Source organism: Vibrio sp. GLN_1, from assembly GCF_043106015.1.
GTDB classification, from domain to species: Bacteria; Pseudomonadota; Gammaproteobacteria; order Enterobacterales; family Vibrionaceae; genus Vibrio; species Vibrio parahaemolyticus.
Genome location: NZ_JBICMD010000036.1, coordinates 1,249,299 through 1,274,428 on the forward strand (window position 1 = coordinate 1,249,299; position 25,130 = coordinate 1,274,428).

13 protein-coding genes are annotated in these 25,130 nt (G+C 45.3%); 5 read left to right on the forward strand and 8 right to left on the reverse strand.

The annotated features are described in order from the left end of the window. The 8 genes from ACF8OV_RS23330 to ACF8OV_RS23365 form a co-directional block, all read right to left on the reverse strand. Nucleotides 1–11,295 carry a DUF11 domain-containing protein gene (locus tag ACF8OV_RS23330; RefSeq protein WP_203504284.1) on the reverse strand — a complete coding sequence of 3,765 codons (11,295 nt, stop codon included), beginning with the start codon at nt 11,293–11,295 and terminating at the stop codon, nt 1–3. A gap of 891 nt (nt 11,296–12,186) precedes the next feature. Beyond that, nucleotides 12,187–13,527, reverse strand: a complete 1,341-nt coding sequence (locus ACF8OV_RS23335) for an HlyD family type I secretion periplasmic adaptor subunit (RefSeq protein WP_005462986.1) — start codon at nt 13,525–13,527, stop codon at nt 12,187–12,189. Then, nucleotides 13,502–15,220 carry a type I secretion system permease/ATPase gene (locus ACF8OV_RS23340; RefSeq protein ID WP_025570511.1) on the reverse strand — a complete coding sequence of 573 codons (1,719 nt, stop codon included), beginning with the start codon at nt 15,218–15,220 and terminating at the stop codon, nt 13,502–13,504. Before ACF8OV_RS23340 ends, ACF8OV_RS23335 begins: the two co-directional genes overlap by 26 nt. 61 nt (nt 15,221–15,281) lie before the next feature. Further along, entirely contained in the window at nt 15,282–15,872 is a 591-nt protein-coding gene (locus ACF8OV_RS23345; RefSeq protein WP_021450607.1) for a calcium-binding protein, read from the reverse strand. 207 nt (nt 15,873–16,079) lie between these two features. After that, nucleotides 16,080–16,736, reverse strand: a complete 657-nt coding sequence (gene cpsQ, locus ACF8OV_RS23350; RefSeq protein ID WP_031792346.1) for a cyclic-di-GMP-binding transcriptional regulator CpsQ — start codon at nt 16,734–16,736, stop codon at nt 16,080–16,082. Between the two features lie 228 nt (nt 16,737–16,964). Further along, nucleotides 16,965–17,636, reverse strand: coding sequence for a LuxR C-terminal-related transcriptional regulator (locus tag ACF8OV_RS23355; RefSeq protein ID WP_021450605.1), 672 nt, complete (start codon nt 17,634–17,636; stop codon nt 16,965–16,967). A gap of 267 nt (nt 17,637–17,903) precedes the next feature. Next, nucleotides 17,904–18,104: a chromosome segregation ATPase gene (locus tag ACF8OV_RS23360; protein ID WP_005462979.1), complete on the reverse strand. Its 201-nt coding sequence runs from the start codon at nt 18,102–18,104 to the stop codon at nt 17,904–17,906. Nucleotides 18,105–18,160: 56 nt separating this feature from the next. Continuing rightward, nucleotides 18,161–20,077 (reverse strand): methyl-accepting chemotaxis protein, encoded by a 1,917-nt coding sequence (locus ACF8OV_RS23365; protein ID WP_005485061.1) that lies wholly within the window; start codon nt 20,075–20,077, stop codon nt 18,161–18,163. A 315-nt stretch (nt 20,078–20,392) separates the two neighbouring features. Here ACF8OV_RS23365 and ACF8OV_RS23370 point away from each other — a divergent pair, with 315 nt between their 5' ends. The 5 genes from ACF8OV_RS23370 to ACF8OV_RS23390 all read left to right on the forward strand — a co-directional run. Continuing rightward, nucleotides 20,393–21,349 carry a MoxR family ATPase gene (locus ACF8OV_RS23370; RefSeq protein ID WP_005485145.1) on the forward strand — a complete coding sequence of 319 codons (957 nt, stop codon included), beginning with the start codon at nt 20,393–20,395 and terminating at the stop codon, nt 21,347–21,349. A 14-nt stretch (nt 21,350–21,363) separates the two neighbouring features. Next, on the forward strand, nt 21,364–22,290 hold the full coding sequence (locus ACF8OV_RS23375; protein WP_203504261.1) for a DUF58 domain-containing protein: 927 nt from the start codon (nt 21,364–21,366) through the stop codon (nt 22,288–22,290). A 40-nt stretch (nt 22,291–22,330) separates the two neighbouring features. Then, a complete protein-coding gene (locus ACF8OV_RS23380) occupies nt 22,331–22,807 on the forward strand; it encodes a DUF4381 domain-containing protein (protein ID WP_005462967.1) in 477 nt (158 codons plus the stop codon). Continuing rightward, the gene (locus ACF8OV_RS23385) at nt 22,800–23,804 is read left to right on the forward strand and encodes a VWA domain-containing protein (protein ID WP_203504263.1); all 1,005 of its coding nucleotides are present in this window, start codon (nt 22,800–22,802) and stop codon (nt 23,802–23,804) included. The genes ACF8OV_RS23380 and ACF8OV_RS23385 overlap by 8 nt, the downstream gene beginning before the upstream one ends. Then, nucleotides 23,797–25,130, forward strand: a 1,334-nt coding sequence (locus tag ACF8OV_RS23390) for a VWA domain-containing protein (protein WP_392404396.1), incomplete at its 3' end; no start/stop codon positions are given. The genes ACF8OV_RS23385 and ACF8OV_RS23390, both read left to right, overlap by 8 nt.

A 25,130-nucleotide genomic window follows, 5' to 3' on the forward strand; every position in this document is an offset into this window, starting at 1 on the left:
TTAATCATCCCCACTGCTTTGAATACTGAAGTTAAATTTCGTCAGTTTGTTTGGTGTGATTCGTTGTACTTTCGGGTTTTCACTGATCACTTTCATACCCGTTGGTAGCGAGTCTGTGTCGACTTTGACCAAGAACTGCTTCCCTTTCTTATTCAACACCCACTGATCTGGAACATGGTATCGACCATATTGGTCGGTCTCGATAATGATGCCTTCGACGGTAAGTAGTCGAACGCCCGGAATACCGTCTTCATAAAGCCCTTTGTTCTCAACGACGATCTCCCAAAGGTACTCATCCCCGTCGCGATAAAGGTTTCTCTCGACATCAATGTGCTCTGCCGACAGGCCTTTTTGCTTATCACCTTTATGCTTGGTAATCGCATTGCCTTGTTGGTCGAACTCGATGTGCGTGCCGTTATCGGTGGTCACCTTGAATGAGAAGCCTTGGCGAGTGCGTGTTTTGAATTGGAACGCCACTTGGTTGCTCTGCTTAAGCGTTCGGTTACGAGACAAGCCATATAGCTCATCCACTTCGTAGCCTTTATCCATTCTCGACATCACTACAGGTTGACCTTGCAGTTTACCCGTCACATCTTTGAGCTGAGTTTCTACGCCATCTTGGATAATGAAGGTCGAGTTCGGAACGTAATCACCTAGCGCAAGGTCAATGTCGATGAGAACATCGTCCGCGGTTGCATCGGCTTGGAAACCATCACCATTGTGGTCTTCGAACACCTTTCCGATGATAGAAGCGGTATCGAATACTTTGTCTGGCATCACTTCGACGGTTGCGCTCGCTAGGTTCGATTTCACCACGTAGTTAGTGCTGGTGTTCTGTGCCGAGAAGCTTTCAGCTGGTGGCGCTTCTGCCCATGCAGTGTTGGTGTAGACGCCAAAGGTAGCACCGACACTGACGCGCATTAGGTAACGAATGCGCACAGCATCCGCAGTTTGAGAATCGCCTTTACCATAGATATTCATGTCACCAACATCGAAGAACAGCTGGTTTGTCTTGGTTGGCTCGACCGTGATTTGAATATCGTCTGAGGTATCAAATACGCCATCAGGGCCGCTATTTACCATCTCGGTAGAATCAGGAATGTAAGCAAAGCCACCAGGATAACGGTCGACCAAACGCACTCCTGAGAATGGGTTGTCGTTTTCGTTGGTGATCACCACTTCATATTCAACGACTTCACCGACACTGGCTTCCGATTTGCTTGCCACTTTAGTGACTTTCAGCATGCCTTCGTTGTAAGCCTGCTTTTTCACTTTGATCGTGACATTCGCAGATGCCGTTTCGCCCGTCGATGCCGCCGCCGTGAAGACGTTGGTAAAGTTGTCATCAATGCCTTGATTGATCTCACCTGTCACGACGATTTCAAACTCGTTGCCTTGGTATGCTTTCAAGGTATGGTTGGAATTGACGTTGTTATCCGAATCCACAGAGACCACAACGCCAGATTTCAGCTCTGTAATAGTCGCTTTCCATGTCGTGAACAACGCATTACCGTTGCTACCAATCAATTTGTCGATTTCATCCAACAAGTTCACGCTCTCTGCATCACCAGAACCACGGTTGGTCGCCGTCATCGTGAACGTGATTTCTTCGTCATCATTGGTGTACTCCGCTTTATCGGCCACTTTGGTCACCGATAAGATGATCGGTTGCGGTTTGATAATGGCGACATCTTCTGCCAAAACATCGCTTTCCGATTTGTCGTATGCGTAAGCATGGTTGGTGATTTCGCCCATCGCGTCTGCATTGACCACACCGGTAATCTCAATGTCTAACGTGTCGTTTGGCGCAAGAATCACGCGACTGTTTACATCCAGATTGTCGCCCTGAATTTGCGGCAGAACGATGGTTCGTTCATCGTTGTATGAACTGGTCATACGCCAACTGGTAAATGCTTCAGCTTGAGTGTCGTTGATGGTGTTGACCTTGAGTTCTGAGATCAGATCTTTCAGTACCATCTCTTCAGTAAATGAACCCGATTCATTCGTTAACACCACGTGGTAAGTAACACTCTCTCCCGGACGGTAGAACTCATCGTCAACGGTTTTTTCAAGTTTGACCGACTCCGGCATCGCCAGCAGTGTCGCTGTTGAATCTTGCGTTTCACCACGGAATGTGGCGCTGGCGGTATTCTCAATTTCGCCAGTAGCGTATTGGTTCACTAACCCTGTAATCACAAACTCCACTTCATCATTCGCAGCAATCGTTAGCGTTGAATCAATGTCGGAATTCACGCCCGGCATGTTGGTGATCTCTGTTTCCGCATTCGCTTTATTCACCTCAATGCGCCAAGAGTCGAATGCTTTTACCGATGTACCATCAAGACGCACGACTTCAAGGTTGCTAATGGCGTCTTTTACAGCCACATCTGTCGCAGGGACTGTGCCTTCGTTCTTCACTTTGACGCGGAACGTCGCTTCTGCACCCGGAACGTAATATTGGGTGTCTGCGGTTTTCTCAATCGAGATCCCCTGAGATTGAGGCTGAACAGTGGCACTTGAATGCTGCTGCGTACCGTTGAGATCCGCCGTTGCCGTGTTGGTGATATCACTCGCGGCTAACGGGTTAGTCTTCGCGGTGATCGTGAACTCCACAAGGTCATGCGGTGCTATATCGATCATCGAACGGATATCCTGATTATCGACAGGCATCGGGGTAATGGTGGTGCGGCTGTCGCTGCTCGTCGTTTCAATCGTCCAACTCTCGAAAGCACGCTCACTCACGCCATAGATGTTGGTGGCTTTAATGCCCGACAAAATATCTTCTAACGCGATGTCGTTATCGAAACCATCAGTTCCGTTGTAAACGCGAACGTGGAATACCGCATCTTCTCCCGGAATATACATTGGCGATTCGGCTGTTTTCTCAATCCACACTTCTTCAGGCAGCGTTTCTAAGGTTGCGGTTGCTTCTGTCGTTGCACCTGCAAACTCAGCTGTTGCTGTGTTAATAATGTTGGCAACCGCTCGGCTGTTCACCGTGCCTGTAATGGCAAATTCAACCGTATCTCCTGGAGCAATATCGAGATTGGTCGAGATGTCCGAATTTGGTCCCGGTAAGGTTTCGATATTGGTGCGAGGATCACCTTTGCTGGTCACGATCGTCCAATCGTTGAATGCCGCTTCCATTGCGCCACCAGACGTTTCAACCTCTAATGCAGAAATCAAATCCTCCACTTTGACATCCGCAGCAAAACCAGAGCCATTGTTCGTGACCTTGACTCGGAATGTCGAGAACTCTCCCGGCTGGTAATATCGTTCGTCAGCGGATTTTTCGATAACGACATCGCCCGGATAAGGTTTTAGCGTTGCAGTTGCGAGAATATCTTTGCCGTTGTAGCTGAGTGTGGCTTGGTTAACGATGTCACCAGTTGCTTGTGCATTCACTAAACCAATCACGTACAACGTAATGCTGTCATTTGGTGCTAGGTCGATGTTGTAGTCAATATCTTTATCCACCACCAGAGAGTTCGCATCGACCGTAGTTAATGCACTGCCCACCACATATTGAACGGCCCATTGCAACAATGCTTGGTTGGTTGAACCATCAATCGTATCGACAGTTAACGCGCCAATGGCATCTTTCAAATTGATATCGTTCGCGTAGTTGTTGCCTTCATTGACAATGTTGAGAATGTAACCCGACGCTTTGTTTGGGCTGTAATGCTCCACCATCGGCGTTTTCGTAAACGTTAGTTCGGGGATCTTGGCCGTGCTGGTCGCTTCTGCCGTTTTTGTGGTGCCGTTGTAGGTAACATCAACGGTATTGGTCACCTCACCAACGACTTGCGAGTTAAGCTCACCTTCTACGGTGATGGTCACCACATCATTGGGCGCAATATCAATACTGCCATCAATGAACTCGTCATTGGCTGCGGGGAACTTAGTGGCTCCGCTCAGAGACTCAGCATTCATGTAAATAGTCCCAGACTCAAACGCAATCACATCCGCACCAGTCACACTAGCCGCCGTAATTTTGTTTACGAAGTCTTTAACTTGGACATCGTTCGCCCAGTTCGTCGTGGTGTTTTCAATTTGAATCGTATACGTCAACGTATCGCCAGACTCATACTGAGTTTTATCGACGATTTTTGTCACATTCAAATCGGCGGCAGCTGCAACATACGTCGCTTGCGCGGCTTGTTTACTCGTCGCGTCACTGACTTCGACCACATTTGTGATATCACCAACCAGATCGGCTTTGACCACACCTTCTACATGCAGCTTGACGCTATGATCAGGGTGAATATTGTAACGAACTTGATAACCGTTATCGCCCGTTACTTCTGAGCCCGACACAGCTTGAGTTAAGCTCGGATCCGTTCCATCTACGCTAACGCTGACATCCGACCAACCCTCAAAGGCACGAACAGGCAAGGCAGAACCCGCTTTTTCAGTACGAATGGTTTTCCACAAATCCGCAATCAATACGTCAGTTGCATAGCCGCTGCCAGTGTTTTTCACCTCAATGTCGTAACCAATAGTGTCGCCCGGATGGTAGATAGCCGCTGGATCGGTAGTGATTTTCGTGACGGCCAAATTGCCCGGTTCAGGAACGATCACTTTTTCGCGTAAGTTATACGTCACATAGCGCGAGCCACTGCTTAACTTCCCTTGCAACTGGTTGGTAAACTCGCCAACCGCGTCATCACGTACGTGCCCTACCACCTCAATGAGAATCTCGGTATAGGTGTCATCTGGCGCTTTGCCACCCATCTGAATGGTGGTGTCGATGTCGGTATTATCCGCAATGAGATTTAAGTTGTTGATGTCGGTGTACGCCGGGTTACCGTCAGAGATAACGCTCGCGCTTACACTCCAATCTTTCAGTGCGACTTTTTCAGTGCCGTCCGCGGTCTCAACCAAATAGCTACTAATGGTATCGCGCACATCCACCAGCTCATTATTGGTGGTTACGTTGCGAATTCGCATCTGATAGCGCACTTCCGAGCCCGGCGTGTACGTCGGAGTGTCCGTCGACTTTTGCGCTAGCAGATTCGAAGTTCCCGGATCAAGCACGACAGCATTACTGTCCACGCCTGCAACTTTTGCGACGTTAGTTATTGCGCCCGTTGCATCCGCCGCAACCGTACCATCAATTTCAAAGACAACGGTATCGCCTGGCATCAGATCGAATGCTGCGTTTAAAGGTACATTACCTTGATACTGACCATTGATGGAGAAGCGGTCTGACGTCGGTGCACTGACAATCGCGACGCTGTAATCCGTAAAAGCTGGTTTGCCATCAGACGTGTTAATCTTGTCCAGTTCATCCACAATGGTGGCACCATTAGTGGTACTTTCACCTACGTTGGTGACTGAGACTTGATACTGGATCTGGCCATTCGGATTGTAGTGACAATCAGTGCCCGTCGAAGATGGGAACGTACACGTACTGCTGTCGGCGGTCGTGTTCAGCACCAGTTTTTGGAAATCTAAAACAGGTGTGATAGGAGGAATGGTTTCCGTTGTGTCACTCTGGTTGCCGGCTTTTGCGGTGTTTCCATCGATATCACCAACAGCATCAGCGCGAACTTTCCCCTTTACGGTAAATTCGATCACTTCTTCAGGCGCAATATCGACCACCAAATCCAGATCATCGGTGGCATCGTATGGTTCGATGTAGGTGTCTTGCGTGCCACTGGTACCAACAGAGGTAAAGACGTGGCTGATTTCAGATTCTGAAAATGCCGATTTCGTTGTGTCACCAATAACTTCAACGCGAACATTAGAGATGATGTCTTGAATCGCGGCCTCATCACGCCATACAGGTTCGGTGTTGGTCACCGTAAACTTATACACCACCTCATCTTCTGGTTTATAAGTATCTCCCGCTGCGTAAGGTTTACCAGCAATCGAAACGATCTCTTTGTTAACAGCTAGATTGCTGCCTTCCGGTGTCACGCGAGCTGTCGCGAAGTTCGTGCCGTCGTATTTCGGCGTCGAAGCAATTTGATCCAAAGCGTCTGGGCGAATACGTGACTTCATCACAAACTCGATCCAACCGCCCGGCGCAATGGATAGAACTGGAATATCGATATCCGCATTTGCACCACCAACAAAGCCGCCGATATCCGTCGTTGCTTCACCAGAAGTGTTCACGCTCACTTCCCATCCGTGCGCAGCAAACGCAGGTAAACTCTGCGCGTCTGATTCTCCAGCCGCATTTTGTGCCACTCGGACTTTGATGCTAGAGAATAACTCTTGCAGTGATTTGTTGTACTCCTGTCCTTTACCATTGTTTTGGAGGCGCAGACGGTACACGATATTTTCACCACTAGACGTGTGATTGTACGTCAGCTTTTCGCTTGATAAAGACGAATCCGTGTACGCTTTATGGGATTTGCTTACCTCAGAAGGCAGCATGTTGGCTGGCTCAGCAACTAGGTTATGACTGTTATCGATAACCGCCACGTTTAAGATTTGGCCAACCGCTTTCTCGCTGATCTTTGCTTTCACCGTATATTTGATGAAAGTGCCGCCAACAGCGAAACTATTTGCTGCAAGGTTAAACTGGGTGTCAATATCGCGGTTATCCGTGACCGACCCCGGCTCACTGATACCACTGGTATCGGTTTGAGTCGTGATGGTCCAAGAGTCAAACGCAGCACCCATCGAGCCATCTAAGTATTGGGTTTTGATTGCGCTAAGTTCATCCTTAATCGGCATGTTTTGCATGTGCACGTTGTTAAGGTTAACGAGCGATATTTCATACTCAATGTAGCCGCCCGGCGTGTAACCGCCGCTCAATGAAGTAACACCGTCTTGATCTAAGAAGCGGGTAATGTGTTTTTCGAAGTCGTATTTCTCTGCCGATGCTTTCGTCTTCGCACTGACAGTATCGCCGTCAACGGTCAACAAGTTGAGGATTTCACCGACTGCATTGTTGTTTACCGTCGCCGTCACTTTGTACTCAATTGTAGTGCCCGCGGGGATGGAGGCATGCGTGTCGATATCTCGATTATTTTCAACTGAACCATCAAGATCGAGAATGGCTTTATCGCTACCACTGACGATGTTCTGCTCGATAGTCCAGCCCGAATCAAACGCCTTTTCACTTGTTCCATCAACAAGTTCCACCGTGATGTTGGATAAGCGATCCACCACAGGAATATTGTACGCGTTCCCCTTACCATCGTTTTCAATCGTTAGGCGATAGACCAATGGCTGACCCGGCTCATAGCTTGCTTCATCCACGGTTTTGCTGAATGAAAGATGGTAGCTGTTTGGAATAACGGTGATACCGCCGATGGTAATGTTACCTACCGACTCTTCACGAACGACGCCTTCGACTTGGTATGTGACTGAGTCCCCACCCGCCACATCAATAACGGTTGAGATGTTTTGATTGTTTGCTACCGTGCCATCGAGCGTACCATCGGTTGTGCCATCACCGCCGTGGGCATCGCTTTTCGATACATCAACGGAAAAACCAGACGCGAAGGGCGTTGCAGTTGACCCATCGAGCAATTGTGTCGTCACGTCAGTGATGTTTTCTCTCACAGTATGGTCGTTCACGTAACCTGTTTGAGACGATACCGTCACTAAATAGGTCAACGTATCACCTGGTGAGTAAAAACGAGATTCGACTCCATTCACCAATAGCTTGCGCGTGACATTCTCGCCGTTGTATGCCTTTTTCATTTCATGGTGTGAAATGTGAGAAGTTTCCGTTACCTCACCAAGATCGCGATAGATGTATGCATCATTGGCAATTTTATCGTTGAGATTCCCCCCTTCATCTAGCGAACCAACGACGTTATCTTTTACACGCGCTTTAATTTTAAACGTACGCACTTCGTCCGGTTCCAAACTCATTGTTTTGGAAGCGTCCCCTTCGGGATACACAAAGTTCTCCGTCGTTACAGAATGAAAACCGGCACCGTCGTCATAGTCAAATTGCCAATATTCGAACGGGCTTTGGTCCGGATAATCTTGATACTGATTGTCTTTGTCGTTCGCTAATACAGACAAAATATCTTGCAACTTATCAACGACTTTTAACCCGGTTTCAGTGTGCGAACCATTGTTGAGAACTCGGATTTCGTAGGTCACATCTTCGCCCGGAACAAAGCGGACTTTATCGGCAGTTTTTAAGATCGATACATTAAGCTTGTCGCTCGAACCATCACCAATTTGTGCAGAAGACGACTGGTTCAAATTGGTTAAAGGATCATAAGCTTGCGCCGTATTAGAGATCTCTTGCTTGGCATAATCGTTCTTCACTCGACCATGAATAACGTAAACCACCGAGCCTTTCTCACTACCCACTTTAGGGTCGATATCAATACGCGAGTCAATATTTCCATTGTTTGGGTAACCCGATTTAGGCCCTGCGTAACTGCCTGTTTTGTATGGCGAGTTGTTTGAATCAATCGTAGCGTCTATGGTCCATTCAGAAAACGCATCCAGACCCACAATATCGTCCGTTACATGAACTTCGTTCGCATAACCTTCACCAAAGTTGAAAATGGAGACCGTAAATGTGACCCAATCACCGGGGATAAACTCGTCATCCGGTGTGGTTTTAGTCACGATGATCTTAGGTTCTTTTGGATACACCGTAACACTGTCTGATGCTGATGACTGGACAGTAGAATCTGGCGTTTTAACCGTCGCGGTATTACTGAATTGAGAGTACAGAATTTGATCCGGATTTGAACGGTCAATCTGAGCGACAATTGTGTATACCACTTCAACGTTCGGCGGAATTTGAGCGTTAGTATCTAAATCAAGGTTGTCTGAAAAGCTGCCGACATCGGTGTAAGCAGGATTGCCGTTCAACAAAGGATCGTCAGACTTGATTTCAGCACGAATAGTCCAAGCATTGAAAACTGGCTTAGTGACGCCATCTGGCTCCAAAATTTCAGCCGTGATGGTTGATATCGCATCTTTGACTTGCACATTGGTTGCATAGCCGTTTTCTTTCGCATTTTTCACACTGATTTCAAACGTCACTTCGTTGTCCAGCTTGGAATACGAGGTTTGCTTGGTATCAAAACTGGTATCGGTGTTCGTTTTAACACGCTTGTTAACCTCGATCGCGAAATCACGCGGATCAGAACCTCGGTCGGCGTACACAGTGCCATCGACCGTCACTTGGTTTTGAATGTGCCCATTCGCCATAGGATGAGTGTCTGCCACGATGGTGTATTCAATGTAGGAATGTGGCTCAAGCGTCGCAATCACATTCAGGTTGTCGGGATACTTTACTGCCCCAACAATACCAGTGTTGGAAGCCGTCGCGGCTGTACCGTCTGCTTTATATGCGTTTGCAGTAATGGTCCAATCCGAATAGGCGTTGATCGTATTACCATTAATGTCTTGAGTAGTGATCGCCGAGAGTTCATCCAAGACCTGAACTTGGTTTGCAAAGCCATCACCATCGTTAGTCACTACGATGGTGTAAGTGAGTGTTTGACCCGATGAATAGTAACGACTGTCGACATCTTTACTAACACGCAAGTTGTCGTCAGGAGTTTGAACCCCTGAACCACTTTCGGTCACGTTGTCGTTGGCGCAGCTCGTCGAGTCATCCAAAATAACGCCCATGCTAGCGTCATTGGTTTTTGCGGTAAGTTTGTATTTAACGGTTTTTCCTGGAGCAAGATCGGGCGTCAAAGCAATTGGATTTGAGCTCCATGAGCCATAGCTATACGAACCCGGATCCGAGCCAAGCGAGTCCTCACCCGAAATGACTTCAACTTTCCATTCTTTAAACGCTTGCGCATCGCCTGCACCGCCTGCTTGCTCCGTCATGACACAAGTTAAGTTATCTTGAATCAATAAGTTATTGGCAAAGTACTTAGACGAACCGTTGGTTACCGTAATTTCATATTCGATGTTTCCACCGGGCACATATTCTGATGCGGTGGTTGTTTTAGAAATGGCGATCTCGGAATCAGAAACGTTCAGCACTTTTTCTGCATTGACTGTATCTGCGACGTTTGCGCTCTGAACTAATGAACCTGATTCATCTTTGACGGCAGCAGAAAAGCCTTGAAGCGTACCAATGGTGATTGGCGTCAGTGTAGCTTCAACTAGGTAAGTGATTGACTCACCGGGGTAGATCGACACCGTATCGTCAAAATCGACATCAGTTTGAACTCCACTAGCTTGATAGGCAGATAAGGAGTTAGAGCCAATGTTGTTGACCGTTACAGTCCACGTTGAGAATGGATTTCCGGTCACATCGGTGTTGTTAAAAGCAGACGAGAGATCGTTCGCCAAGCCATTGTTGGTAAGTGACGTGTTGATGTTCTGCGTAACGTGGTAACCATGTGCAATCGCACCACCGTTGTTACTGACTTTGATTTCGAAATTGAGCTTACCGTTTATTAAATAAGGTGTCGAAGACAAAAGTGTATGGGTAAGCGTAACGTTCGGCGTCGCTGGCGGCGTGACAAGAACATTGCTTTCTACAGGGCCATCGCGCGTTAACGCCGACGCCTTAGTTGTAATGTCAGAAACCAGATCATTCGCAACGGTCGCTTTGATGGTGTAAGTGATGTAACCACCCACGGATAGCTCCGCATTCTCTACCGACAAATCATCTGCTTTCGAAAATGTTCCCGTATTACTCCCAGAAGAAGCGACAGCACTGATCTCGACATGACTAAAAACTGGAGCGTTGGCACCGCTTAGAACCTCACCAGTAAGAGACAAAAAAGGTTGGGTTATGTCTAAGCCTTTTACTGCAAACAGGCCAGTATTTTTTGCGGTGAGCGTGTACGTCAAAACGTTTGCGACTTGATATTCAGCTGGCGTTACCGCTGCATCTAGCGTGTATTTGTATTCTGCAGGTTCAAACGTGACGCTGGTTGTATCAACGAATGTATTCTCTGCCCCAGCAATCATCGCTTTTACTTGTGCGCCACCTAATACGATGTTTTCAGCACTCTCATGAGACACTGTCGCGCTAACATGATAAGTAACTCGACCAAATGGCAGCAATGTCGCGCCAGTCACTTCTAAGTTCGCATTGCTAGATGCGTAACTACCAGCGATTGAACCTAGACTGTGAGTGTCTGATATCGATACGCTCTGAAAGGCTTTTTGGTCGCCCGACATGACATCCCAAACCGCGTTTATCACTGAGACATCTGCAATTGTGTCCGCCGTTGTATTTTTTACCTCAATCGAGTATGAAATTTCTTCACCATTTTCATAATGACTCCCAGAAGCAGGACTAAATGAAATTTCCACCTCTCCTGCTGCTAGAGCGTTTGCAGAGGTAAATAAGGCAACTAAGAGTAAGGTAAAACAACGCTGAACCATCGACACAGTACTTTCCAATTTATATAAAATTCTTATGAATTACCGAGAGTAAAATGAACACAAAATCGTCAAAATTTTGAGGCGACGAATTTTTGACGACAATTAATCAATAAATGTCACGATATGGTCAATTTTTTATTTAATAACCATAAATAGGTAGATATATAATCTTATGATTGCACATCCAATAATTTATAACGTTCGAAAACCATAGGATCTGGCTATATCGTTAGATTTAAAACATGAATTAGTAGATAGGTGAAAGGTAACTGATTATGATATTTAAATTTATATGAAACGACGGTTATCAGAATTATCTGACAACAACTTCAAACTAGTAACACAGCGTTGTAGATGAAAACAATGATGACTACTAGATAAGTCATCATTTTATCAAACCAAGCCAAAATAGAAATTATCCATTAAAAATCAATAAGATAAAACAAAAATCAAGAAGCAAATCGTAATCCACACCATTTAATAGACATTATTTTCAAAAAACATTAGGAATGATTCGACGCATTATGATTTATAGCGAAACTTAACCATTCTCGATCGCAAAAATTGATATATAAGAAAGAAAATTACCGATCTTAAGTAATACAAAACCTACAAAGCAGGATAATTCCTACAAATAACCAAGAAAATATCATTCGTTTTCGATTTGGATTGTTAAGCCCCTCAAAAATACCGATAAAAAAAACTGACAAATCAACACATCAGAGTGTTGATAATTAAAACTGTCACTCGAAAACCATCGGTAGATTGGTTCAATCTTAGCAACATATATCCGATTCAAATACGCTATTTGAAAAAGAAAAATGCCCCGCTAGATCTATATCCAACGAGGCATGTAATTGGCGAGAATACGCTTCTTCGAAGACAGAATACCTATTCTTCTCGAAATGCTCGGTTCATGCTTTCTGTCAGTGGCTTAATCAAATAACTCAGCGGTGTTCGAGGCTCAGACAAAATGAGTACTTCGGCGTTCATTCCGGATGTCAAACGGTACTTGGCAACATCATCTTGAGAAATTGAGATTCGTGCTAGGTAATAGTCATCTTGGTTTTCTTGTGACAATTTATCCGCAGAAACAGTCAGCACCGTACCATCGAGAGGAGCCAATGTTCTTGCATTCAGAGCGGTTAATCGCACATGCGCTTGTTGTCCTGGATTAATCAAGTCAATGTCTTGCGGATTGACTCTTGCTTCAACAAGCAACTTATCATCTTGAGGCACTAACTCTAACAACGTTTGTCCTGAACCAATAACCCCCTTTTCAGTGAACACTTGCATGTTCACTACGCGGCCTGAGATTGGCGCATTGATTGAAGTTCTAGCCACCACATCTTGAGCAGATCTATACTCTTCACGAATGGCAACGACTTCTTTTTTGGTATTCCGCAACTCTTCGACGATTTCATTCAATCTTTCGAGCTTTAACTCTTCTATCTTGGCTTGGTTCTCGTCTAACCTTTTTCCAACGGTTAAAGATTGCCGATCAAGCTGACTAAGAGTACTGCGAACCTCTGCGGCAAGCCGTTTGAGTTGCAACAAAGTGGATTTACCAGAAAACCCCTTCTGTACCAAAGCTTGGTTACTTGCAATTTCTTCTTCAATAAAGTTGAGGCGTTCTCTTTCGATGACTTTGGTTTGCTTAAGATTTTCGAGCTCTAAGCTCGCACCAGAAATACTTTGTTCAATAATACTAAGTTTGCTCTCAAAAAAACGCTTTCTGGCAGTAAAGATTTTGTTTTGTACTAACTGTGCTTCTTTTACGATGTTTACACGAGGAATCGCTTCTAGATCACCAGACCACGAGATATCCGCTAATTCATCCAATTCGGCACTCAGCCGATTTTCCTTCGCTAGCGTGTGAATGTACTGACCACTAACTGCATCTAACTTGGCCATTGGCTGACGTTGCGACAATTGAACAAGCGGCTGGCCTTTCTTTACCAAATCGCCCTCTTGAACATACAGCTTTTCAATGATACCGCCTTCTAAATGCTGTATCTCTTGCCGCTTGGTTAGAACAGACAAATCTCCATAAGCGATAGCAGCACTCTCTAACTTTGCGGTAGCCGCCCAATATCCTAAACCGCCTAGGAAAAAGCTTAACGTTGCAACTCCGAGCAAAATTGGCTTTTTGAAACTCAAGTTAGCATCTGAACTGAAACGGTACACTTTCTCCGCGGGAAGTTCGTTAACGACTGGCTGCTGATTGCTCATTTTTCACCCTTGGAATATCCGTTCTGTCCTCACCCATTAAACGCTTCAACACTTCATCTCGAGCACCATAAAGTTTGGCGCGGCCATCAGCTAAATACAGCAATCGATCCATTTGCCTCAATGTGCTTGGATTATGGGCGATAACCACAATGGTCGAGCCCTGAGATTTTAGATGAGCGATAAGACGCTGATACGCAGCCTCACCTTCTCCGTCTAGATTGGCGTTTGCTTCATCAAAGACGACGATAGAAGGATCACCATAGACAGCTCGTGCTAGCGCAATCCTTTGTCGTTCACCACCCGACAGTCCACGACCATTTTCGCCAATAACGAAGTCGTAACCTTTGTTCTTTTTGAGGATTAATTCGTGACAACCCGCTAATTGTGCAGCTTTGATCACCTTCGCTGGATCTTCTTCTTTAAAACGCGCGATGTTCTCACGAATGGTTCCTGGAAATAGCTCCACCTCTTGGGCCAAATAGCCAACGTGAACACCTCGATCTTCAGATGCCCAAGTCGACACTTCCATGCCATCTAAAGTCACCTTTCCAGCTAAAGGCCGAATGTTACCAAGCAATAAGCGAGCAAATGTCGATTTGCCAGTGCCAGAAGGGCCAATTACTCCGACGGACACACCCGGCGGGATTGATAATGTGATAGAAGACAGCACTGGCTCATTCGCACCCGGGTGACGGTAAGTGAGCCCGGTTAACTCATAATGGCCTTTCGGTTTAGGTAACGGCATGTCAGATTCGTCTTGACGAACAATCGCATCAATCTCCTTTAACCGTTTATAAGCCGTTCGCGCAGACATAGCGCTGCGCCATGTTCCTATCGCTTGCTCCATCGGCGATAATGCCCTGCTCATCAGAATAGAGCTCGCGATCATCGCACCCGCCGTGATTTCATGCTGAATAACCAACCATGCACCACCTCCGAGTAAAAATATTTGCAAAGAGCCACGAACAAACTTAGAAAAGTTAGCCATATAAATCGATTTTCCGGCAACTCGCTCTTCAAGCACGCTGACACTCTGCACTCGCGATTGCCACTGCTCTAAAAATGCGTTCATCATCCCCATGGCTAAAATAGAGTTGGCGTTTTGTGTCGCTAACTCTGCACTACTAATATGAGAAATGGCCCTAACTTCACTTTCTTGCATCGTCTTTCTCGTCATCAACTCGTTGATCAAACCTAAGCTAAACAGAACGACAGAACCAAGCAACGCAATGTGCCCAAGCAAAGGATGGAGTAGATAGACGAACAAAATAAACAGCGGTGTCCAGGGAGCGTCTAACAAAGGATAAGGGGCTTGGCTGCTCAAAAAGCTTTTTATGGTTTGAATATCTCGAAGAACCTGAGAGGTGTAACTCTTTCCAGTATGCGATTGATACTGAATGCTTCGTTTAAGCATGAACACTGAAAGTTTCGCGTCCATCCAAAATCCGAACGATTTACTCATCTGTGCACGAGCAATATCGATAATGGACATAGTAAACAAAGCCGCCAACACGATGATGGTAAGAAGCAACAAGGTGTCAGTCGAATAAGATGAGATGACTCGGTTGTACACTTGCAACATATAAAGTGGGATAGCAAGTACGAGTAAATTAATGAAGAGACTAAAACCGATCAGCAAACCTGCAAGCGTGCATAGTTTTTGTCTGACTTCTTTGAAAACTGTTTTCTGCACGATTACTTCCACTTTAATCGAATGATGTAGGCGCTAGATGACTAGCGCCTTAAACTAGATTTTAAATAACAAATAAATCGGCACCGTAGGTGTTAATATCTGTTTCAGTAACACCAATCAGCTTAACGGTTAAATCTGCGCCGTCAGTAAATACTGCATTGCCAGCCGCATCGTAGCTGAAAGTTAAATCGCCAAACTCTGTCACGGTGTCACTAATGATGTGAAGCGAGTCTTCACCGATAGTGAAATCCACTACCTTCGCTTCACCATGACCACCAAACTTGTCAGTGAACACAAATTTGTCGCTGTCACTGCCACCAACTAAAACGTTATCACCTGAACCTGCGACAAGGATATCTTCCCCGACGCCGCCGTTCAGTTTATTGTCGCCGAGAAGACCTAGTAGCAAGTCATTTCCCGTACCTCCGCCAAGATAATCATTTCCCGTACCAGCTCTCAGGACGTCGTCACCAGCACCACCGGTTAGACGATCATTGCCCGCGCCGCCAATGATGTAGTCATCACCGCCGCCACCAACAAACGAATCATTACCGCCATAACCGATAAACAGATCATCACCGCCATCGAAATCAGCGATATCGTTGTTTGCGCCTGCATCGCCTAAATACGTGTCATTGTCACTTGTGCTCATTTTTATTCCCTCTTGGCTTATTTATTGAATAGACCTTTTATTCCACGTCTGATGAGATTCGTTCCAGACATGAGAAGTCTAATAGCCAATCCGATAGGAATAAGTTTGAATATGGGATGATATTTTTGACTGACCTTATTATTATAAAAATAAAACTTAGTACTTTATCTATTATTTTCTTTTTATTACATGTAGTTATTCCTAGTACTAGAGGTTTCTTTTCGCCCAACTTGTGGCTTGCGTCCTATTTTTTACTTCTAACTTTCTAAAAATATTGTATAGATGCGATTTAATCGTATGTTCGCTGATAAATAGTGAATCAGCTATTTCCATATTTGAACCGCCTTCTTTCAACATTTTCAGAACTTGTATTTCACGCCGTGTCAGTTCTACTTCAATCGCAGGCTCTACAACGTTATTCGATTCTTTTCCTTTGTAATAATTTACCAATTGATCCAGCAATTTTCTTGATAGCCAATTATCTCCTTTAATAATGGCACTTAACCCTTGGCACACTTTCTCCATTGAATCCCCTGGGCCAAATATACCTTTTACATGAGGCCAAGATGCAAGTTCTTCAGTATCTAAGTCGTAACCCAGATTAAGCATGATTGTACCTAGCACTTTGCGGCTATCCTTCAAGTAAACTAAAGTATCAGATGGCGTATCAACTGAGAAATCAACCAATAAAAAATAACGTTCAGGGATGAGTTCATGGTAGCTAGGGTTTTTAGCATCGATGATCGTTATCTTTGTTCCTGTATTTCTAGAAAGCATTTCCTTAAAGTTTTCACTCTGTAAACTTTGTTGAGTGAGCATTAGGATTTCAGGCTTTTCCGTGTACTGTTCCATAATGTTTCTCATACTTTCATTAACTTAACATTATTAAATTCGTAGTTAATCGTCAGCACTCAAGTTCATATCTAAGTGCTAGACAACAGAGTAAAGTTATTTGCTACTTTTTTGAATTATTAATTTATTAAAAATAGAAACAAAAAAAGTGTTTCTCATAAAAGAAACACTTTTAACATGATCTATTTTTTACTAAATATGAGTATGCACTAAATTAGTCAGACATCGATTTTTATAAAATCAAACAACTACTATAGATTGTTCTGATATATTTTCTTTCGCCCAAATCAGCGCTTGCACTCTGTTTTTTACATCAATCTTTTTAAAAATATTGTGAAGATGCGTTTTAACCGTATTTTCGCTTACAAATAACTGCTCAGCTATTTGTTGATTAGAGGCCCCCATAGATAAAAACGTAATGATCTGTTGTTCCCGTTTGGTCAATATTGCCGGAACGTTCTTATTAATTGGCCTGCTATGACGACGCAGGTGAGTAATGTACTGCTGTGCGAATTTACGACTGAACCACATATCGCCTTGGAGCACCTTGTCAATGCCTGTTTGTAAGGTTTGTATATCGTCTGAGGTATAGAAAATGCCGGCAAGTGAACGCCAGACAAAGAGCTCATCCGTTGAGATAGATTTGTCGCAGTTGATGAGGATTTCAAGCGTTCCAGTTAAATTGGGGGTTTTAAATTCCATATAACGAGCAAACACTTCATCTGTGATAACGCTGTAATCTAGGACAATCGCTGATATAGGTCGATTTCTAACAAATGGGCTAGCAAGATTTTCGGGAGTGATCAGTAGAACGTTAATACCGAGCTTCGTTTCCAAAACATCCTTTAAGAGAGATGACTGTAGACTGCCCTCCGTAATTAAGATGACATTCCTTGTAGTTTGATGCTCCATCCTGCTCGCATTCCTTTAGTAGTTTAGATTGAAATATGCAATAGAGTAGATAGAGCGGGAGCATTGTCAAGTATGAAAATCCCTAGTACTAATTAGTAAACTATTGAAGTGTCAATAATTTTTAAGTCACAACATGATGTAGGGAGAAATGGTAGAGAAAAGCTATCCGATTAGAAAATGATGAGTAGAAGTCGCGCTTGTGACTTAGTAAATTGAAGGAATGATGAATTTTACAAATAAAAAAAGGGAGTAAACACTCCCTTTTTATTAATGAACCGGAACAGAATTTTTCTGATTAAACTTGCCGAAGTATTGCTCCAAAATTTCTGGCGTTAACTTGCCTTCTGCTTCTAGCTTTTTAAGCTCAGCCGCAATAGCTTTTTGCTCTTCTAGCGAAGGTAGCTTTACTTCTGGCTCCTCTGCAGCTTCTTGAGAAATCTGCGCTAGTTCTTTTTCGAAGTCGTTCATAGTACTTACCTAAATATAGTCATTAAACTGTTCAACTTCGTCTATTCTATCCAACTCTAGAGTTTGAAGCTACCAACCATCTTATCTAGGCGAGATGAAAGCTCTTGAAGATCGCGGCTTGCGCCAGCCAACTCTTCCGCCGTTGCAGTTGTCATCTCGTTGATTGCGTTGATTTCTTCAATATTCTGATTGATCGTATGAACCACGGTAGATTGCTCTTCCGTTGCCGTCGCAACTTGCGTGTTTCGATCGGAGATATCCGTAATGCGTTCAGAGATATTCACCAGCACTTCTACCGCTTCATCCGTCGAAGCCACACCCTCAAATGTGACCGCTTTGCCAGCTTCCATCGCGCTTACTGCGTCCTGAGCATCACTTTGAAGCTGGTTGATCATACGTTGAATCTCTTCCGTTGAATCGGCAGTGCGCGACGCTAGGTTACGAACTTCATCTGCAACCACCGCAAAGCCTCGACCTTGCTCACCTGCGCGTGCCGCTTCAATCGCTGCGTTCAGTGCCAACAAGTTTGTTTGCTCAGAGATATCGCGGATTACACCAAGGATAGAGCCGATATCTTTCGTTGTAGAAGCAAGCTGTGTCACAACGATGTTTGTCGTTTCCACATCGTCAGCAAGACGGCTAATCACTTCTTTCGCTTTCATCACAACTTCACGACCCGTCTGAGTATTATCAGACGCTTGGTTTGCAGTATCGGCTGCCGTCGCTGCGTTAGACGCAATTTCACTGATCGTCGCACCCATTTGGTTGATCGCTGCAACTACTTGAATCGTCTGGTCACGTTGCTCTTGGCTATTGTCGTACGTTGACGTTGCTTTGCTCGACACGCTGTCTGCCGCTTGACTCAGTGCACCGCTCGTCAAAGATACCTCTTTCATGGTTGCGTGGATTTTCTCAATAAATCCGTTGAAACCTTTAGAAAGTTGCGCGATTTCATCATTGCCACGAATTTCAATACGCTGTGATAAATCACCTTCGCCTTGACCAAGATCGGTAAAGCGATCTGCAATCAAACGAATTGGCTTAGTGATACTGTTTGCAAGCAATACGCCCATCAAAATGAACACCAACGCCACTACAATGGTTGTGATCATCATTTTTTGGCCAGTTGCATTGAGGTCAGCAAACACTTCGTCAACAGGCACGACGCCAACAACAAACCAGTTCATGGACGGCACATACAAACTCGCGACGAAATTGTCCTTACCTTCAAACTCGACATTAATTAGGTTGAAGCTGTTTTTGTTCAACAGTTGATTCGCGTTGCTGCCAAAAAGCTGCGCAATCGACGTTTTGTTTTTGCCTTGTTGACGATGAATTTGAATGTCACCTTTTTCATTCGTTAAGAACACGTAACCTGTGTCCTCAATTTGGAAGCTGTTTAGAAGTGACACCATGTCATCCATCGACTTAGATAGACCCGACATCGAGATACCGTTTAAGTCTTGGTAGTTAGTGAACATTTTCACTTCACCATTAGCTTCTTGGAAAACACTCACTGATGTTTCGCGACCCGAAGAGGTGAAACCAAAGAACCACGCGTCTTGCGAATGGTTTAGCTGACGCAAGAAACCATTTTGGTTCCAGTAGTACGCCGTTTTACGGTTTGCGACCGATGCGTCATTCAATCCATACTGAGATTTGATGTTGTTTAGCTGCTGAACAAGCTGCGTTTCAGAAAACTGTGGGTGATCAGTATTTTTTAGCGCTTCGACAACAAATTCGTTTGTTGCTAGTTGCTTCGCCGCTTGCTGCATTTGCACAACTTCGCGGTCAATTTCAGTGTTAATTTGTTGCAGCATGGCTGGCAACTCAATATCAATCAGGCGGTGACTTAACACGTCTCTCGCATGGCGTTGAGCCATCACACCAACGATAATGGTTGATGCAAGAACAGCAAAAGTAATACCAAGTACAACCTTTTGTTTGATACTCAGAGAATGAAGTTTCAACATATTCGGACCTTTTAAAAGAATCACTTGTTATTGGCATCCTAGATAGTGGCTATCAGGTGCATATCTCTGTGACATACACAGCGTGAAACCTATATCGACCTGAGCAAACAAAACTAGAGGTATTTCTCACTATCTTATGCAAAATAAATGTAACACCCTGTCATTCAAGCACTTTCAGCGTTTTTCTTCGCTTGCAATCCTTTTCTTTGCCCCAATATTGAAAAGATAAATTTCGAGAGCGAACAGGAACTTTTTCCTGATTGGCAATGACCAATACTCAAAACGAAAATCAAATGGATATCGAGAGTCCAAAGCATGCATAAATCAAACTTCGAAACTCTTCAGCACTATTTAGAGTCTCAGATCATTGGCCAGCATGATCTGGTTAAACAACTGTTGATCGCCCTTCTTGCTGACGGGCATATTTTGGTTGAGGGTCCTCCGGGACTTGCTAAAACTCGCGCCGTAAAATCACTGTCTGATTGCGTAGAAGGCGACTTCCATCGCATTCAGTTCACCCCAGATTTGCTGCCTGCCGATTTAACCGGTACGGATATTTTCCGCCCAGAAACGGGCGAGTTCACATTCCAATCTGGGCCGATTTTCAATTCACTCATTCTTGCGGATGAAATCAACCGTGCGCCAGCCAAAGTACAAGCCGCAATGCTTGAAGCGATGGCAGAAAAGCAAGTCACCGCAGGTCGCCACACCTACGCACTGCCTGAGCTATTCTTGGTCATGGCGACACAAAACCCGATAGAACAGGAAGGTACTTACCCTCTTCCAGAAGCTCAGCTCGATCGCTTTTTGCTTCACTTAGAAGTGGATTACCCAGATGCAGAACATGAATTAGCGATCTTGCGGATCAATCGTGGTGAAGCAAAAGGTGAATGCTCTATTGAGCGCCCAAGCTTGAGTCAGCAAGACATCTTCACCGCGCGCCAAGAAGTGCTCGACATCCACATGGCAGAAGCCATTGAGCAATACATTGTGCGTTTGGTGATGGCAACACGCCAAGCAAGCGAATACGACAGTGAGTTGGATAAATGGCTAGCAATGGGTGTCAGTCCGCGTGCAACCATCGCCCTTGACCGATGCGCTCGTGCTCATGCTTGGTTAGCAGGTCGTGATTTTGTCTCTCCTGAAGATGTCCAAGCAATGGCGTACCCAGTGTTACGTCACCGATTATTGCTCAGCTACCACGCTCAAGCAGAAGGCGTAACGGCAAATCAAGTCATCGATAAGTTGCTAAGCTTGGTTGGCAGCGCATAAAGCGGGTGAGTGACATGTCTGCAAACCATCCATTACCGCCTCATGCGAATGGGGTGACATTAACACTGGAAGAACTGCTTCAATATCGCACGCAGTCGGTACGTTGGTTGCCACCGGCACAAAGCATTTGGTCGCAGATGAGCGGCAACCATACGAGCCGACAAAAAGGTCGTGGTATGGACTTTATGGAAGTGCGCCAGTATCAAGCCGGAGATGACATTCGCAGCATCGACTGGCGAGTCACAGCGCGCACCGGAAAAGCACACACTAAATTGTTTGCGGAAGACAAAGAACAAGCGGTGATTTTGTATCTCGACCTCAGCTCAAGCCTTCACTTTGGCTCAAAGTACGTATTGAAGTCCGTACAACTCGCTCATTTCGCCAGTGTTCTTATTTGGCTCACATTAGCCAAAAAGGATCGTATTGGCGCAGTGATTGATGATGGACACCAATGCTTAGAATTTCGCCCTTCCTCTTTGCAAAAACAGGGGCTACGGATTCTCAATGCGATCGTTGATACCCATAACGCGCAGTTGACTCAAGATCCAAATCATGAGACTCGCACAATGCCATATTCGCAAGTGTTAGAAACACTCCACACATTCACGCCAAAAGGCAGTGAACTGATTCTACTCAGTGACTTTGCACATGTAGAAGAAAGAGAGCTAACGCAACTGCGTCGCCTTAAACAACACAACAGCGTGAGAGCCATTCAGTTTTACGACCCATTGGAAAGAGGAGAAACCGACTTTCGTGGCCAAGCAAAAGCCTCTGATGGCCGTCGTAGCCAATGGTTCAACTTCGGCTCAACAGGACAAAGAAAAGCGCTCGAAACACACTTTACTCAACACCAAGAATCCATCAAACAACAGTGTCATTCGATGGCTATTCCATTTAACACACTATCAAGTGGTTGGCCTTTGATTCAGCAATTAAGCTAACAGGCCTTACAAAGCAGTTTTCAATAAAGCAGTAATAATAATGACAACAAACAACCAAAGCCTAAACCTTGAACCTTTGATTTTGCCGAACGCTCCGGACTGGTTCCCACTTGCGTGGGGATGGTGGGCAATGCTTGCGGCGATCGTTCTTTTTGTTTTAGGTGTATATTTGTATGCAAAATGGCGTAAAAAGCGCTTACTTGCCAAAAAAACGGCATTAAAGCTTTTGACTCAATCCGTCACACCTCATACGCCTTCCTCTGCTCTGGAAATTCTGCGTCAAGCAGCATTGAGTTACTTCCCACGTGAAGACATCGCCCCGTTAACTGGAATGGCATGGTATGAATTTCTCGACAGTCATACCAAAGAGACTCGATTCGTAGACAAACAACAACAGTGGCAAGCCGCGTTATATCAAAAGTCGCCTCAAGAGCAACATCAAGATTTGATCGACGATTGTGCCTTTTGGATAACTCACGCTTTGCCACCGAAGAAAAAGGCAAACACCCGTGACTGAGCAAACACTCATGACAGACCTTTCCCAATGGTTAAACATTGAATTTGTCTGGTGGTGGGCACTTTTTTTGTTGCCCTTACCTCTGCTGATTTACAAGCTTCTTCCTGAAGAAACTCGACAAGCAGAAATCAAACTGGCGTATTTGCCAAAAAACAAAGACAACCATAAGCCTAAACAATGGCTACAAAAATCGTTAGCTGTAGGCGTTTGGACATTATTGGTCGTCGCTTGTGCGAGACCAGTTTGGTTTGGTGAACCTGTCGAGTTTCAACCTAAGTACCGAGACTTAATGCTGGTGGTTGACCTTTCAGGCTCCATGCAAAAAGAGGACATGAACTTAGATGGCGAGTACATCGACCGACTCTCTGCCGTGAAAAAAGTCCTATCAGATTTTGTCGCGAAGCGAAAAGGTGATCGGCTTGGAGTAGTTCTATTTGGTGACCACGCGTACTTACAAACGCCACTGACGGCTGACCGACAAACCGTTATCCAACAAATCAAGCAAACCGTAATTGGCCTAGTTGGTCAACGAACCGCAATTGGCGATGGTATCGGCTTAGGAACAAAAACCTTTGTCGATAGCGATGCGCCCCAGCGCGTGATGATTTTGCTCAGTGACGGCAGTAACACCGCTGGTGTGTTAGATCCAATCGAAGCGGCTGAGATTGCGAAGAAATACAATACCACTATTTATACGGTCGGCGTAGGTGCTGGCGAAATGATGGTGAAAGACTTTTTTATGACTCGTAAGGTCGACACCGCAGCCGACCTTGATGAACAAACGCTCACGAAGATTGCAGAAATGACTGGCGGACAGTACTTCCGTGCGCGAGATGCCGAACAACTTAAAAAGATCTACGACACAATCAACAAACTGGAACCTGTATCAAGCGATACTCAAACTTGGCGGCCTCAGTCCGAATGGTTCCCATACCCATTGAGTGCCGCTTTAGTGCTTTCTATGTTGTTGTTCCTACTAAGGAGAAAACATGGCTGAGTTTACTTTCCTTAACCCATATTGGTTACTGGGACTGATAACAATCCCCTTCGTACTCCTGATTAATCAAAAATTTAGAGCGAAAAAATCCGCGCTGATTGCCCCGCACCTCGCCAAAATGCTTGGGAAGACCATCCAGTCCAAACCCTATTTTACGATTTGGTGCTTGGCTTGGGCGATTGCCTGCGTAGCGCTCGCTGGGCCGAGCTGGCAATCAAATACACGTCCAAGCTTCGAGCTAAGCCAAAATCGCATGCTAGTGCTAGATATGTCTCGCTCGATGTACGCCAGCGACATCAAACCCAATCGCCTTACTCAAACACGTTACAAAGCGTTGGACTTGTTGCCAAAGTGGAAAGAGGGGGCGACTGGATTGATCGCCTATGCAGGCGATGCCTACAGCTTGAGTCCGCTAACGACGGATGCTAGTACGCTAGCAGGTATCATCGAGAACTTGTCGCCAGAGCTGATGCCATTCCAAGGCTCGAACCTCCCTGCAGCGATCGAATTGGCGTTAAGTCAATTTTCACAAGCAGGTGCAAACCAAGGAGACATTGTGGTTCTTGCCGATGATCTTGATGATTCAGAATTGGCACGCTCTCTGAATTTAGTTAAAGGTAAAAACATACGAGTCTCGGTTCTTGCAATCGGCACGGCAAACGGCGCACCGATTGCCCTACCCGACGGCTCGCTTCTTAAGACCACGCAAGGCTCGACCGTTGTTGCCAAAACACACCTGAAAAACCTACAAACGCTAGCCAACAAAACGGGCGGTATGTTTGTTCCTATTCAGCACAACAACCGAGACGTGGATAGCATCGCAGCGTACACGAATAATACTGGGAACAACTTGGCAGCAAAACAGAATCAAGAGGTCAAAACCGATTCTCGTTTGAATGGTGGATTTTGGCTATTGCCTCTACTGCTACTGCCTACCGTTTTCCTGTTCCGCCGTGGTGTAATTTGGGTATTTATCGCTGCGCTGCTTCCAATAACTTGGACACCAGACGCACAAGCCAACCCATTCTTAAATGCCGATCAGAAAGCGGCTAATCTCTATAAACAGGGAGAATATGAACAAGCCAAAAACCTGTTCACTGACCCAAGTTGGCAAGGCGCGGCAAGTTACCAAACTGGCGATTACGAAGCGGCCATCAAAGCGTTTTCGAATGACCCATCACAAACCGGCCGCTATAACCTAGCGAACTCGTTAGCACAAAATGGTCAGTTAGAAGACGCAGCTGAGCAATACAAAAAGCTGCTTAAAGAAAATCCTGATTTTGAAGCAGCGAAGAAAAACCTGTCGGTTGTGGAGGAGAAACTGAA